The following is a 13,864-nucleotide window of genomic DNA, read 5'->3' as shown; positions in this document are numbered from 1 at the left end:
GCGCATCACTAATCCAAGAGGCTCACTGTGCTGGATCGCATCAAAATCAAATTACAGTATTGGCTACCCAAAATCTGGCTGACCCGTTTGGCCGGCTGGGGAGCGGATAAACCGGCGGGCAAACTCACCAAGCTGGCGATCGATCTGTTCGTCCGCTACTACAAGGTCAATATGCAGGAAGCGCAGCAGCCGGATACCGCCGCTTACCGCACCTTCAACGAGTTTTTTGTCCGTCCGCTGCGCCCCGACGTCCGCCCGGTGGACGCTCACGCGCAGCGGCTGGTACAGCCGGCCGACGGCGTGCTGTCCCAGCTGGGCGCCATCGCCGACGGCAAGCTGATTCAGGCCAAAAATCACCATTATTCGCTGGAAGCGCTGCTGGCGGGCAACTACGTCATGGCCGACCTGTTCCGCGACGGCCTGTTCGCCACCACCTATTTATCGCCGCGCGACTATCACCGCGTCCATATGCCGTGCGACGGCGTGCTGCGGGAAATGATTTATGTGCCGGGGGATCTGTTCTCCGTCAATCTGCTGACGGCGCAAAACGTGCCCAATCTGTTTGCCCGCAACGAGCGCCTTATCTGCCTGTTCGACACCGAATTCGGCCCGTTGGCGCAGATTCTGGTCGGCGCCACCATCGTCGGCAGTATTGAAACCGTCTGGGCGGGCGTGGCGACGCCGCCGCGAGAAGGCATCATCAAACGCCGGACCTACCCGCAGGCGGGCGAGGAAGGCGCGGTCGCACTGGCGAAAGGCCAGGAAATGGGGCGCTTTAAGCTGGGCTCTACGGTGATCAACCTGTTCTCATCCAGCCGGATTCAGTTTTCCGCCCACCTCGGTTGCCTGAGCGTCACCCGCGTGGGTGAACCTTTCGCGCAAGTGCGGGATAATGAACGGACGGACGACGCCATAGAAGAGACGTCCGCGCCGCTTGCATCCCCTGATGCGGATACTAACGCCGGCGCCACGGACCATCCGGGTTGAAGCCCCGCGGCGCCGTAAATAATCACCCCGTTATTGTGGTAAATGAAAGGTAGAATGAACGTGCGTCTGATTGTCACTTTTCTGCTGGGATGTTTATTATCAACCGCCTCATTGGCCGCTCCGGTGCCCAGCGAGGCGCAGTTACGCCAGCAATTACAGCAGGCGGAAGCGAACAAAGGCGCCGCCGATCAGACCGAAATCGTCGAAGAGCTGCAGTCCGCCCTGAACGCCATGCAGGAGCGTAAAGCGTCACGCGAGCGCGCGGCGCAGTATCAACGCGTTATTGATGATTTTCCCAAGTTGGTGCAGGAACTCCGCCGACAGATAACGGCGGAAGATGAGAAACCGTCGAGCATCGCGGAGAATCAATCCGTCAACGATCTCGAACAGCAGATCCTGCAAACCAGCAGCCAGCTTTTGGAGCAGGCCCGCCAGCTTCAGCAGGAGCAGGAACGGCTGCGGGAGATCAGCGATTCTCTGGGGCAGCTTCCTCAGCAGCAAACCGAAGCCAGCCGCTCGCTCAGTGAGATCGAAAGCCGCATCCAGTCGCTGGGATCGCCGACCACCCCGCTGGGGCAAGCGCAGTTAGCCGCGCTGCAGGCGGAGTCCACGCTGCGTAAAAGCCGGGTTGACGAGCTGGAGCTGGCGCAGCTCTCCGCCAGCAGCCGTCAGGAGCTGTCCCGCCTGCGCGCCGAACTGTATAAAAAACGTCATGACCGCCTGGATACTCTGCTGCAGGGGTTACGCAGCAATATCAACAGCCTGCGCCAGCGGGAAGCGGAACAGGCGCTGGAAAAAACGGAGCTGCTGGCGGAACAAAGCGGAAGCTTGCCCTCCGCCATCAGTTCACTGCTGACCATCAACCGCGAGCTGTCCATGGCCCTGAATCAGCAGGCGCAGCATATGGACCTTATCGCTTCGCAGCAGCGTCAGGCCGCCACCCATACTCTGCAGGTCCGCCAGGCGTTGAGCACCATCCGCGAGCAGGCGCAGTGGCTGGGGGTTTCTCCGGTACTGGGGGAAACCCTGCGGGCGCAGGTGGCCCGATTACCGGAAATGCCCAAGCCGCAGCTACTGGACAGCGATATGGCGCAGTTGCGCGTACAGCGCCTGCATTTTGAGGAGCTGATTAATAAGCAACACGATGTCGACCAGGCAAAACAGGATGACGGCACGCCGCTCACCAGTACCCAGCAACGCATCCTGACCGACCAGTTGCGTACTCAGCGCGATCTGCTGACGTCGCTGATTTCCGGTTGCGACACGCAAATCCTCGAGTTGACCAAACTCAAGGTGGCCAACAATCAGCTGCAAGACGCATTGAGCGAAACCCGGGAAGCGGCGCACCGCTATCTTTTCTGGGTGGCGGATGTCGATCCCATTACCTTTTCCTACCCGCTGAAGCTGGTGCAGGACCTCACCCGCCTGCTGTCGCTCGATACCCTGACCCAGCTCAGTAGCGCCATGGTGATGATGGTCACCAGCCGGGAAACGGTGATTCCGCTGCTGGGAGCGCTGTTGCTGGTGGGATTCAGCATCAGTTCCCGCCGGCATTACCATGCGTTTATGGAACGAGCCAGCAGCCGGGTGGGGAAAGTGACGCTCGACCATTTTATGCTGACGCTGCGTACCGTGTTCTGGTCGATTCTGGTGGCGCTGCCGCTGCCCGTGCTTTGGGCCGCGCTGGGTTACGGGTTGCAAAACGCCTGGCCCTATCCGGTGGCCGTGGCTATCGGCGACAGCGTAACCGCCACGGTGCCGTTAATGTGGGTGGTGATGATCAGCGCATCGTTCTCCCATCCTCAGGGGCTGTTTATCGTCCACTTCCGCTGGTCGCCGGAACGGGTTGCCCGGGCGATGCGCTACTACCGGCTGTCGATTGCCTTTATCGTGCCGTTGATCATGGCGCTGATCACCTTCGATAAGCTCAACGATCGCGAATTTTCCAGTACCCTGGGGCGCCTGTGCTTTATTTTACTGTGTATGGCGCTGAGCCTGGTCACCACCGGCCTGAAACGGGCCGGCATTCCGCTTTATCTGGATAAGGAAGGGTCGGGAGAGAACTCCCTCAACCGGGCGATGTGGAATCTGCTGATCTGCGCGCCGCTGGCGGCCGCGCTGGCGTCCTGCATCGGCTATCTGGCCACGGCCCAGGCTCTGCTGGTGCGGCTGGAAACCTCGGTCTCCATCTGGTTCTTCCTGCTGGTTATTTATCATATTATCCGCCGCTGGATGCTTATCCAGCGGCGGCGTATCGCTTTCGACCGCGCCAAAAACCGGCGCTCGGAGATTCTGGCGCAGCGCGCGCGCGGAGAAGAGGACGCGCCGTCCGGCGCCTCTTATGAGGGCGGTTCGGAAGCCATTGAAGAACCGGTGGTGGATCTGGACGCCATCAGCGCCAAATCCTTGCAGCTGGTGCGCTCTATTCTGACGCTAATCGCGCTGGTTTCGGTGATTGTGCTGTGGTCGGAAATTCATTCCGCGTTCGCTTTTCTGGAAAATATCAGCCTGTGGGACGTCAGCAGTACGGTAAAAGGCGTCGAAAGCGTACAGTCCATCACGCTGGGCTCGGTGCTGATCGCCGTGCTTATCTTCGTTATCACCGCGCAGGTGGTGCGTAATCTGCCGGCCCTGCTGGAACTGGCGCTGCTACAGCATCTGGCGCTTTCTCCGGGCAGCGGCTACGCCATCACCACCATCAGCAAATATATTCTGATGCTGATCGGCAGCCTGATGGGTTTTTCCCTTATCGGCATCGAATGGTCCAAACTGCAATGGCTGGTGGCCGCGCTGGGCGTCGGATTGGGCTTCGGCCTACAGGAAATATTCGCCAACTTTATCTCCGGGCTGATTATCCTGTTCGAGAAGCCGATCCGTATCGGCGATACGGTCACCATTCGCGATCTCACCGGCAGCGTAATGCGTATCAATACCCGCGCCACCACTATTTCCGACTGGGATCGCAAAGAGATTATCGTGCCGAACAAGGCCTTTATCACCGAGCAATTTATCAACTGGTCGCTGTCCGATTCGGTAACGCGCGTGGTGATGACCGTTCCGGCGCCGGCGGATGCCGACAGTAAAGAAGTCACCGAGTTGCTGAAGGACGCGATTAGCCGCTGTTCGTTGATCTTGGATACGCCGGAGCCGGAAGTCTTCCTGGTTGACCTGCAACAGGGGATCCAGATTTTCGAACTGCGTATTTTCGCCGCCGAAATGGGCCATCGCATGCCGCTGCGCCATGAACTTCATCAGTTGATTCTGGAAAATTACCGCAAGCATAATCTGGTGATGCCGTTCCCGCCGCTTCAGGTACGGATGGAGAGTTTATCGCGCAATAGAAAAACGCTGACGTCCGGTAACCGCACGGCGGGAAGCCTATAATAAAGAAGAGAATGGCCGGGTGCGGCAGCGCGCGCCCGGCCAGGCGATATCAGGAACGCTCAACGGAAAAGGCGATTACGTCGCTCAGCCTTTCGGCATCCAGCGCCAGCATAATCAGGCGGTCGACGCCCAACGCCACCCCGGCGCACTCCGGCAGACCGTGCTTTAACGCCGCAAGTAAATTTTCATCGATAGGCTGCTGAGGTAGGCCGCGGGCGGCGCGTTTACGATTATCCTGTTCGAAACGCCGGCGTTGCTCATCGTCGTCGGTTAATTCACGAAAACCGTTCGCCAGCTCAATGCCTTTAAAATAGACCTCGAAGCGCTCGGCAACACGATGATCTTCGGTACTGATTTCGGCCAGCGACGCCTGCGTCGCCGGGAAATGATAAACAAACGCCGGCTTTTCGCGCCCGATATTCGGCTCAACGCCAAAGACAAACAGCATCTGCACCAAGGCATCGCGGTCTTCTTCGCGGCAGGCAATGTCGCCCAATCCCAGTTTTTCCGCCGCTTCGCGCAGTTGCGCCTTGTCCGCCGACAGGGGATCGATTTCCAGATGACGCTGGAACGCCTGCTGGTATGAAAGCATTTCCGCGCTTTCACACTCCAGCACCTGCTGGAGTAAATCGTCCATTTCATTCATCAGGCGGTACATATCATAGTGCGGCCGATACCATTCCAGCATGGTGAATTCCGGATTATGGTATCTGCCGGACTCTTCATTGCGAAAACTGCGGCACAGCTGAAAAATGGGGCCGCTGCCCGCCGCCAGCAGACGTTTCATATGGTATTCCGGGCTGGTCATCAGATACAGCGTCATACCATCCGCGGCGCCCGGCCCGACGAAGCGAGTCTGAAACGGACACAAAAAGACGTCTGTTACCGTTGCCCGGCTCATCGCCGGCGTTTCAACCTCCAGAACGCCGCGATCGGTGAAGAATCGCCGGATAGCGGCGACTATCGACGCGCGTTTCAACAAATTAGCGACAGGCGCGCTGGGTTGCCAACTTGTCGTTTCGCTCATGGTTACTACTCCAAAGTCAAACAGGTGGAGCAGTCTACCCGCATCAACGCGGACAAACAAAAATTTCCATAGGAAATTTCAACAACGCGCAGCGTTGGCCCGTAGGGGGAGCAGCAGGAATGCGGCGAGTAAAAATTTCCGCAGGTAGGTGAACACGAATAGCTTTTTAACGATGCCCGCAGGGCGGCGAACTGGGGCAGCCCGCCATCATTTATATCCAGTGGAACATTTTCTTATATCTTTTGTAAAAGAGTTATTAAAGAAATAAAAGCATTATTTAGGCGGAAATAAGTCTTTCGATCACGTTTTTATAAGTTATCTCAGTGCACTCTGAAAAAACTGCAAAATGCTGGATCACATCAAATTTCATCATCTTTTAATTCGCTATAATCATTTCCACACAAAAAATAGAGGTTTATCTATTCTTAATATGTCCAAAAAAATCATTTTTTATAGCGTTTAATGCACTAATAATTAAGCAGATATATAAAGACTGAAATGAATAGAGATTATTTTCTTATTTTAACTTAAATAACTTAAGTAACTGGAGGAATGCAGTGCAAACCTTTAATGCCGATTTGGCCATTATCGGGGCCGGGGGCGCTGGCTTACGCGCGGCAATTGCCGCCGCCGAAGCTAATCCCCAACTGAAAATTGCGCTGATCTCAAAAGTCTACCCCATGCGTAGCCATACTGTGGCGGCAGAAGGCGGATCAGCAGCGGTCACTCAGGACCACGATAGCTTTGATTATCATTTCAATGACACCGTTTCCGGTGGCGACTGGCTGTGCGAACAAGACGTTGTCGAAAACTTCGTTAAGCACTGCCCGGAAGAAATGATCCAGATGGAACAGTGGGGCTGCCCGTGGAGCCGCAAACCGGATGGTTCTGTTAACGTTCGCCGTTTCGGCGGAATGAAAATAGAACGCACCTGGTTTGCCGCCGACAAAACCGGCTTCCACATGCTGCACACCCTGTTCCAAACCTCCCTCAAATATCCGCAAATCCAGCGTTTCGACGAACATTTCGTGCTGGATGTTCTGGTGGATGACGGTCAGGCCCGCGGTGTGGTCGCCATCAATATGATGGAAGGCTCACTGGTGCAGATCCGGGCGAACGCCGTGGTTATCGCTACCGGCGGAGCCGGCCGCGTCTACCGTTACAACACCAACGGCGGCATCGTTACCGGCGACGGCATGGGTATTGCGTTCCGTCACGGCGTCCCGCTGCGCGATATGGAATTCGTACAGTATCACCCGACCGGTCTGCCGGGTTCCGGTATTTTGATGACCGAAGGCTGCCGCGGCGAAGGCGGTATCATGGTCAACAAAGACGGCTACCGTTATCTGCAGGATTACGGCATGGGTCCGGAAACGCCGCTCGGCGAACCCAAAAACAAATATATGGAACTGGGACCGCGCGACAAGGTGTCTCAGGCTTTCTGGCATGAATGGCGCGCCGGACGGACCATCTCCACCCCGCTGGGCGATGTGGTCTACCTCGATCTGCGCCACCTCGGCGAGAAAAAGCTCAAAGAGCGCCTGCCGTTCATCTGTGAACTGGCAAAAGCCTATGTCGACGTCGATCCGGTTAAAGAGCCGATTCCGATTCGCCCTACCGCGCATTACACCATGGGCGGCATCGAGACCGACCCGAATTGCGAAACCCGCATCAAGGGTCTGTTCGCCGTCGGCGAATGCTCGTCCGTCGGCCTGCATGGCGCCAACCGTCTGGGTTCCAACTCTCTGGCTGAGCTGGTGGTATTCGGCCGTATTGCCGGCGAACACGCCGCGCAGCGTTCCGCGGCAGCCGCGCCGGCCAACGGCAGCGCGCTGGATGCGCAAACCCGCGACATCGAGCAACGCCTGCATGACCTGCTGGCGCAGGAAGGCACCGAAAGCTGGTCGAAAATCCGCGACGAACTGGGTCTGTCGATGGAAGAAGGCTGCGGCATTTATCGCACCACGGACCTGATGCAAAAGACCGTGGATAAAATCACCGAGCTACAGGAACGCTTTAAACGGGTAAAAATCACCGACCATTCCAGCGTGTTCAACACCGACCTGCTCTATGCCATCGAGCTGGGTCACAGTCTGGATGTGGCGGAATGTATGGCGCACTCGGCCATCAACCGTAAAGAATCCCGCGGCGCTCATCAGCGTCTGGATGAAGGCTGCACCGAGCGTGATGACGTTAACTTCCTGAAGCATACGCTGGCTTTTTATAACCCTGAAGGTGCGCCGCGTCTGGAGTACAGCGACGTGAAAATCACCAAACTTCCTCCGGCCAAACGCGTTTACGGCGCCGAAGGAGATGCTCAGGATAAAGGCAAGAAGGAGCAGGCGAATGGCTGATGAGATGCAAATCCTGAAAATGGAAGTCATGCGCTATAACCCTGAAAAGGACAGCGCACCCTATTTTGAGACGTTTGAGGTTCCTTACAATAAGCAGACGTCTTTACTGGATGCGCTGGGTTATATCAAAGATAACCTGGCCGCCGACCTCTCCTACCGCTGGTCCTGCCGCATGGCGATCTGTGGTTCATGCGGCATGATGGTGAACAATGTCCCGAAACTGGCCTGCAAAACGTTCCTGCGCGATTATCAGAACGGCTTGAAGGTTGAAGCGCTGGGCAATTTCCCCGTCGAACGCGACCTGGTGGTCGACATGACCCACTTTATTGAGAGTCTGGAAGCCATCAAGCCTTACATCATCGGCAACGATCGTAAACCCGCGGATGGCACCAACAAGCAGACTCCGGCCCAAATGGCGAAATATCACCAGTTCTCCGGCTGTATCAACTGTGGTTTGTGCTATGCCGCCTGCCCGCAGTTTGGTCTGAATCCCGAGTTCATCGGCCCGGCCGCCATCACGCTGGCTCACCGCTACAACCTGGATAACCGCGATCGCGGCAAGAAACAGCGTATGCCGCAGCTTAATGGTAATAACGGGGTGTGGAGCTGTACTTTTGTGGGTTACTGCTCTGAGGTGTGTCCGAAGCATGTCGATCCTGCCGCCGCCATTCAGCAAGGCAAGGTTGAAAGCATGAAGGACTTCATGATCGCCACGCTTAAACCACAATAAGGGAGGGACAATAATGACATCCAAACGCAAAGCGTATGTCCGCGGCATGTCGCCAACCTGGTGGCAGAAGCTGGGGTTCTACCGCTTTTATATGTTACGTGAAGGGACGGCCGTGCCGGCCGTCTGGTTCAGCATCTTACTGTTATGCGGCGTGTTTTCTCTGAAGAACGGCCCGGAAGGCTGGGAAAGCTTCCTCGGGTTCTTGCAGAACCCACTGGTGCTGCTTATCAACATCATCGCCTTGCTGGCCGCCGTGCTGCATACCAAAACCTGGTTTGAGCTGGCCCCCAAAGCCTCCATTATCGTGGTGAAAGATGAGAAAATGGGACCGGAGCCGATTATCAAAGGGCTTTGGGCAGTCACCATTGTAGTAACGCTGGCCGTTCTGGCTATCGCCTTACTATTCTGATCAGGAGGAATAACGTGATTAATCAAACGCCAAAACGTTCCGATGAACCGCCGTTCTGGGCATTATTCGGCGCCGGTGGCATGTGGACCGCCTTTTTCTCTCCGGTCATCATTCTGCTGGTCGGTGTGCTGCTGCCTTTGGGTCTGTTTCCGGATGCGCTGAACTATGAGCGTATCCTGGCTTTCAGCCAGAGTTTTATCGGCCGCGTATTCCTGCTGCTGATGATTATTCTGCCGATATGGTGTGGCTTGCACCGTATTCATCACGCCATGCACGATCTGAAAATCCACGTTCCCGCCGGGAAATGGGTTTTCTACGGCCTGTCGGCCATTCTGAGCGTCGTCACCATTATTGGCGTCGTCACGCTGTAATTTGCCGTCCGCCGTCAACGGCCTGCCTGCGCAGGCCGTTTTTTTTACACAATTTTATCGCGGAACATAAAGAATAACGCTCTCAATAAGCACGGCCCCGCCCAAATATGATCCGTGCGAAAAGGTTCTTTTAAAAGAATCATGGGAAAGGGAATAAAAACGCCAAGACTGATAACTTCCTGCAATATTTTAAGCTGCCCCGCCGAAGCAACATAACTATCCACGCCAGGCAAACGTCATAAACACATTACCGAGGGTCAGCATGCACAGGGTAATGACTAACGGCGGCATCATTTCTTTCCCTTTTATCCACCGCCGCATTACGTGTCCGTGCAAAGGAAAACGCTATTGCAGCGCTTCCCTCGTATGAAAACATTTATTGCTTACTGCGCGCTGCGCTGTATCGCTTCACCGCCTGCCTCAACATCCTGCCCCACACCGCGGGTGGTATTACACCCCACTACGGCAGATAAAATTAACACAGAGAAAATAGCGACAAGACTCTTCTTCAACATGGGTGATTCCTTCTTGGTGATTAGGGAAAAGCGTCTCTTTAAGCGTAGTCAATATTGGCTGATTAGTAGCACTTTTCATGCTTAATGGAGACCGCGCCCATGTTGTGGCGAAAAAAAACCGCCATAACGCATTAATGGCGGCGGCTTGTTAAAAAGAGTGGATTATTTAACGCGCGAAACGTACTCGCCGGAACGGGTGTCAACTTTGATCACCTCGCCAATCTGCACAAACAGCGGCACTTTTACTACCGCGCCGGTGCTCAGTGTCGCCGGTTTGCCGCCCGTACCCGCGGTATCGCCTTTCAGACCCGGGTCGGTATCGATGATTTCCAGCTCCACAAAGTTCGGCGGCGTCACGGCGATGGGTTGGCCGTTCCACAGCGTGACGATGCATTCGGCCTGATCGAGCAGCCATTTGGCGTTATCGCCAACGGCTTTCTCGTCGGCCGCCAGCTGTTCGAACGTTTCATTATTCATGAAGTGCCAGAACTCGCCGTCGTTGTACAGGTAGGTCAGGTTCATATCCATAACGTCGGCGCCTTCGGCGGAGTCGGTGGATTTAAATGTTTTTTCAATCAGTTTACCGGTCAGTAAACGACGCATTTTCACGCGCGCGAAAGCCTGGCCTTTACCCGGTTTAACGAACTCACTTGATTCGACGGCGTAAGGCTCGCCCTCGAACATGATTTTAAGACCGGAACGGAAATCGTTGCTAAAATAAGTCGCCATAAAGGCCCTCTACATTTGATACGGTACTAAGCCAAAAAATGGCACACATTGTAACCCTAAATATACCTTCCAGAGAAGATTGGTTGCAGCAACTTGCGGACGTAATTACCAATCCCGACGAATTACTGCAACTTCTGGCGTTAAATCACCATGCCGAGCTGCGGCAGGGATACGGCGCCCGCGAACTTTTCCCGCTGCGCGTGCCGCGCGCCTTTGTGGCGCGGATGCAAAAGGGAAATGCTAGGGATCCGCTGCTGTTACAGATTTTAACCGCGCGCGAAGAGTTTGTTGCGGCGCCGGGTTTTAGCCTCGACCCGCTCGATGAACAGCACAGCGTGGTGCCGGGGTTGCTGCACAAGTACCACAACCGGGCGCTGTTGCTGGTGAAAGGCGGCTGTGCGGTTAACTGCCGCTACTGTTTCCGCCGGCATTTTCCCTATCAGGAAAACCAGGGAAACAAAACCAACTGGCGCCTGGCGCTGGACTATATCCGCCGGCATAGTCAACTGGATGAAATCATTTTTTCCGGCGGCGATCCACTGATGGCCAAAGATCATGAGCTTGACTGGCTGATAACCGAGCTGGAAGCCATTCCCCATCTGAAACGGCTGCGCATACACAGCCGCTTGCCCGTGGTCATTCCCGCACGCATTACCGACGCCTTGTGTCAGCGGCTATCACGCAGCACGCTTCAGGTAGTGCTGGTCACGCACATCAACCATGCGCAGGAGGTCGATGCCGATTTCACCCAAAGTATGGCGCGGTTACGCCGTGCGGGCGTCACCTTACTCAATCAGAGCGTGTTGTTGCGCGGCGTTAACGACAATGCCGACACGCTGGCAAACTTGAGTAACGCCCTGTTTGATGCCGGTATTCTTCCTTACTATCTCCACGTACTGGATAAAGTTCAGGGAGCCGCCCATTTTCTGGTTGACGATGAGGAGGCGCGTACGCTGGTCAAGGCGCTGCTGAAAAAGGTTTCCGGCTATCTGGTGCCGCGGCTGGCGCGGGAAATTGGCGGAGAGGCCAGTAAAACGCCGTTGGATTTGGGACTTAAGCAGAGTGAGGAATAGACCGGCGAAAGTTAGTTTTCCATTCGCCGGAGGTAATATTCATTTCAAGCGCGGCTTAGGGGCACTTGTAAACGCTGCCCACCATCTTGCTGTCCAGCGGCGCGAAACTGGACCAGAAGGTTTCACTCGGGCTGCTGGTTCCATAAATCGTATTACCGCCCAGCGCCGCCGCCTTATTGCGTAAATCATTCGCCGCGCCGCGCATGGAGCTGCCGTCGCTATGATTGCCGGATAGCCAGTTGGACTGAGTGCCGCTAACCTGACCGAGTAATTGGCATTCGCTGCCGGGTTGCGTGTCGGTAAACTCGACGGCTTGCCCCGCGGAGCTGAGTTGATTGGTGGTGCCGCACCCTGCCAGCAACAGCGCGGCAGAGATACCGAATAATATGCGCATCCGCATTTTTCCCTCCATGATATTGAAAAATAAAATACGGCGGGAATAATCATCCTGCAATGCAAAAAAGATCCGACCGTTCCCGCGGCGTTTAATGCCACAACCTCATCGATATTCTATACCCTAAAGCCGAAGAAAATAATTTAACCTGCAACATTATGATATTAAATAAAAAACACTCACATGGATAGCGTGCGCCCTATATCCGATTGCGAAATAACGCCTTAGGTTTTGTCCGAAAAGAACCATAACGCAGTTTATGTTCGCATCAATCATTTCAATCATTGTACTCTATGTACTAGTCTCATCATTGTTCATTTTGGTTGTACCTGCCTGTTGTATTTATATTTGCAACTGCAAAACTATGGCGTTAACCCCGTCTTCGTTTAATATTGGATAAAACGAAAAGTAGCAAGACAACGTAGTGTCATGAAGGAAAACAACAGTATGCTCACCAAGAAAATCTTACTGGCAGCCAGCGGCATGTTTCTGTGTGTGTCAGCCAGCCAGTCTGCCGGCCTGATCGCCCCGGATAATACTCTGCGTAACGATCTCGCCTGGCTTTCGGACCGAGGCGTAATTAACGTCAGCCTCTCCACCTGGCCGTTAAGTCAGGAAGAAATAGAATCCGTTCTTTCCCAGGCAAAACCGGTGACCGACACGGAAAAGAATGTTATCAGCCGGGTTGAGCAGCGAGTGAGCTCGCTGAAATCCAATCTGCGCGTTACCGGCTACACCTCAACCGATAAACCCGGGCTGCCGCAGGGTTTTGGCAGCACCCACGCCAGCGACCACGCCCTTTCCGTGGCCGCCGGGGCCAGCGATGAATTCTGGGACGTAAACCTTAAAGGTACCGTTGAAGGCAACCAGCGCATTGCGGATCAATCCCGCTGGAATGTGGATGGATCCTACGGCGCCGTTAAGATTTTCAACCAATGGCTCTCATTCGGGAAAGTGTCCCAATGGTGGGGCCCGGGCTATGAAGGCAGCCTGATCCGCTCTGATGCAGCCCGTCCGGTAACCGGCTTTATGTTGCAGCGCGCCGATCAGTCCCCTTTTGAAACGCCGTGGCTTTCCTGGATCGGCCGTTGGCAGTATCAGATTTCCGCCGGCCAGCTCGAACAGTATTATGCGGTGCCTGAAACCAAACTTATCGGCGGACGCCTGACGTTTATGCCCACCAACTTTGTTGAACTGGGCGCATCGCGCATCATGATGTGGGGAGGGGAAGGCCGTCCGCAGTCGTGGGATTCGTTCTGGGATGGTCTGGCTGGGAAGGACAATACCGGGACAGAAAACGAACCCGGCAACCAGCTCGCCGGCTTTGATTTCAAACTGAAATTACAGCCGTTGACCGGCCTGCCCGTCAGCCTGTACGGCCAGTTGGTCGGCGAAGATGAAGCGGGAATGCTGCCGTCGCAGAATACCTACCTTCTCGGCCTGGAAGGCCACCCTGAATGGGGCACCTCCACCATCAACTGGTATATTGAAGGGGCCACCACCCGCGCCGACGACTCGCGGTTAAATTATACCTATGCTCACCATATCTACAGAGACGGCTACTACCAGCAAGGCTATCCTTTGGGCCACGCGATGGGCGGCGACGGACGCATTCTGTCCGGGAAAGTGGAACTGGCGCTGGATGACGGGCAACGCTGGAGCACCCGTTTAACCTACGCCAAGGTCAACCCAGAGGATCAGAGCATCAATAAGGCGTTCCCGCGTGCGGATACCCTGAAGGGTATTGAACTGGGATGGGGCTATGACTTCCAGTCAAAAGTGAAGTTTGATACCAGCCTGTGGTACACCAATAGCGATAATAGCGTCAGCGACGACTTTGGCGCCGGGCTGGGCGTGGAAATACCGATTAATCTTTAATCGTTACGCGACA

At 55.2% G+C, this 13,864-nt stretch carries 13 protein-coding genes; 8 read left to right on the top strand and 5 right to left on the bottom strand.

The features are described from left to right. Positions 1 to 27 precede the first annotated feature (27 nt). Entirely contained in the window at positions 28 to 987 is a 960-nt protein-coding gene (gene asd, locus EH206_RS02565) for an archaetidylserine decarboxylase (protein WP_009111257.1), read from the top strand. Positions 988 to 1,047: 60 nt separating this feature from the next. Next, on the top strand, positions 1,048 to 4,371 hold the full coding sequence (gene mscM / locus EH206_RS02560; RefSeq protein WP_040343617.1) for a miniconductance mechanosensitive channel MscM: 3,324 nt from the start codon (positions 1,048 to 1,050) through the stop codon (positions 4,369 to 4,371). A 49-nt stretch (positions 4,372 to 4,420) separates the two neighbouring features. Here the strand turns inward: mscM and epmA are convergent, their stop codons facing one another. After that, positions 4,421 to 5,398 carry an elongation factor P--(R)-beta-lysine ligase gene (epmA, locus tag EH206_RS02555; protein WP_009111255.1) on the bottom strand — a complete coding sequence of 326 codons (978 nt, stop codon included), beginning with the start codon at positions 5,396 to 5,398 and terminating at the stop codon, positions 4,421 to 4,423. 557 nt (positions 5,399 to 5,955) lie between these two features. On the opposite strand from epmA, the gene frdA reads away from it, so the two are divergent. Genes frdA through frdD form a run of 4 tightly spaced genes read left to right on the top strand, consistent with a single transcriptional unit; the run spans position 5,956 to position 9,262 of the window. Further along, a complete protein-coding gene (frdA, locus tag EH206_RS02550; protein WP_009111254.1) occupies positions 5,956 to 7,752 on the top strand; it encodes a fumarate reductase (quinol) flavoprotein subunit in 1,797 nt (598 codons plus the stop codon). Beyond that, positions 7,745 to 8,482 (top strand): succinate dehydrogenase/fumarate reductase iron-sulfur subunit, encoded by a 738-nt coding sequence (locus tag EH206_RS02545; RefSeq protein ID WP_009111253.1) that lies wholly within the window; start codon positions 7,745 to 7,747, stop codon positions 8,480 to 8,482. Before frdA ends, EH206_RS02545 begins: the two co-directional genes overlap by 8 nt. A 13-nt stretch (positions 8,483 to 8,495) precedes the next feature. Beyond that, positions 8,496 to 8,891 (top strand): fumarate reductase subunit FrdC, encoded by a 396-nt coding sequence (gene frdC / locus EH206_RS02540; RefSeq protein ID WP_009111252.1) that lies wholly within the window; start codon positions 8,496 to 8,498, stop codon positions 8,889 to 8,891. A gap of 14 nt (positions 8,892 to 8,905) precedes the next feature. Beyond that, the gene (frdD, locus tag EH206_RS02535; RefSeq protein ID WP_009111251.1) at positions 8,906 to 9,262 is read left to right on the top strand and encodes a fumarate reductase subunit FrdD; all 357 of its coding nucleotides are present in this window, start codon (positions 8,906 to 8,908) and stop codon (positions 9,260 to 9,262) included. A gap of 44 nt (positions 9,263 to 9,306) precedes the next feature. Here the strand turns inward: frdD and EH206_RS02530 are convergent, their stop codons facing one another. The 3 genes from EH206_RS02530 to efp all read right to left on the bottom strand — a co-directional run bounded on the left by EH206_RS02530 (position 9,307) and on the right by efp (position 10,506). Next, positions 9,307 to 9,486: a DMT family protein gene (locus tag EH206_RS02530; protein WP_342774596.1), complete on the bottom strand. Its 180-nt coding sequence runs from the start codon at positions 9,484 to 9,486 to the stop codon at positions 9,307 to 9,309. Positions 9,487 to 9,645: 159 nt separating this feature from the next. Continuing rightward, positions 9,646 to 9,777, bottom strand: a complete 132-nt coding sequence (locus EH206_RS02525) for an entericidin A/B family lipoprotein (RefSeq protein WP_009111250.1) — start codon at positions 9,775 to 9,777, stop codon at positions 9,646 to 9,648. A gap of 162 nt (positions 9,778 to 9,939) precedes the next feature. After that, positions 9,940 to 10,506 (bottom strand): elongation factor P, encoded by a 567-nt coding sequence (gene efp / locus EH206_RS02520; protein WP_009111249.1) that lies wholly within the window; start codon positions 10,504 to 10,506, stop codon positions 9,940 to 9,942. 38 nt (positions 10,507 to 10,544) lie between these two features. Between efp and epmB the strand changes: the two genes are divergently transcribed. Further along, on the top strand, positions 10,545 to 11,579 hold the full coding sequence (epmB, locus tag EH206_RS02515) for an EF-P beta-lysylation protein EpmB (RefSeq protein WP_009111248.1): 1,035 nt from the start codon (positions 10,545 to 10,547) through the stop codon (positions 11,577 to 11,579). A 55-nt stretch (positions 11,580 to 11,634) separates the two neighbouring features. On the opposite strand, the gene EH206_RS02510 is transcribed toward epmB, so the two are convergent. Next, positions 11,635 to 11,979 (bottom strand): DUF4156 domain-containing protein, encoded by a 345-nt coding sequence (locus EH206_RS02510; RefSeq protein WP_009111247.1) that lies wholly within the window; start codon positions 11,977 to 11,979, stop codon positions 11,635 to 11,637. A gap of 441 nt (positions 11,980 to 12,420) precedes the next feature. On the opposite strand from EH206_RS02510, the gene EH206_RS02505 reads away from it, so the two are divergent. Next, positions 12,421 to 13,851 carry a capsule assembly Wzi family protein gene (locus EH206_RS02505; RefSeq protein WP_009111246.1) on the top strand — a complete coding sequence of 477 codons (1,431 nt, stop codon included), beginning with the start codon at positions 12,421 to 12,423 and terminating at the stop codon, positions 13,849 to 13,851. The last annotated feature ends 13 nt before the right edge of the window (positions 13,852 to 13,864 follow it).

The sequence above is a fragment of the Brenneria nigrifluens DSM 30175 = ATCC 13028 genome, assembly GCF_005484965.1.
GTDB lineage: Bacteria > Pseudomonadota > Gammaproteobacteria > Enterobacterales > Enterobacteriaceae > Brenneria > Brenneria nigrifluens.
The sequence above is the reverse complement of the archived record's forward strand: the minus strand, read 5'-3'. Positions and strand labels throughout refer to the sequence as shown.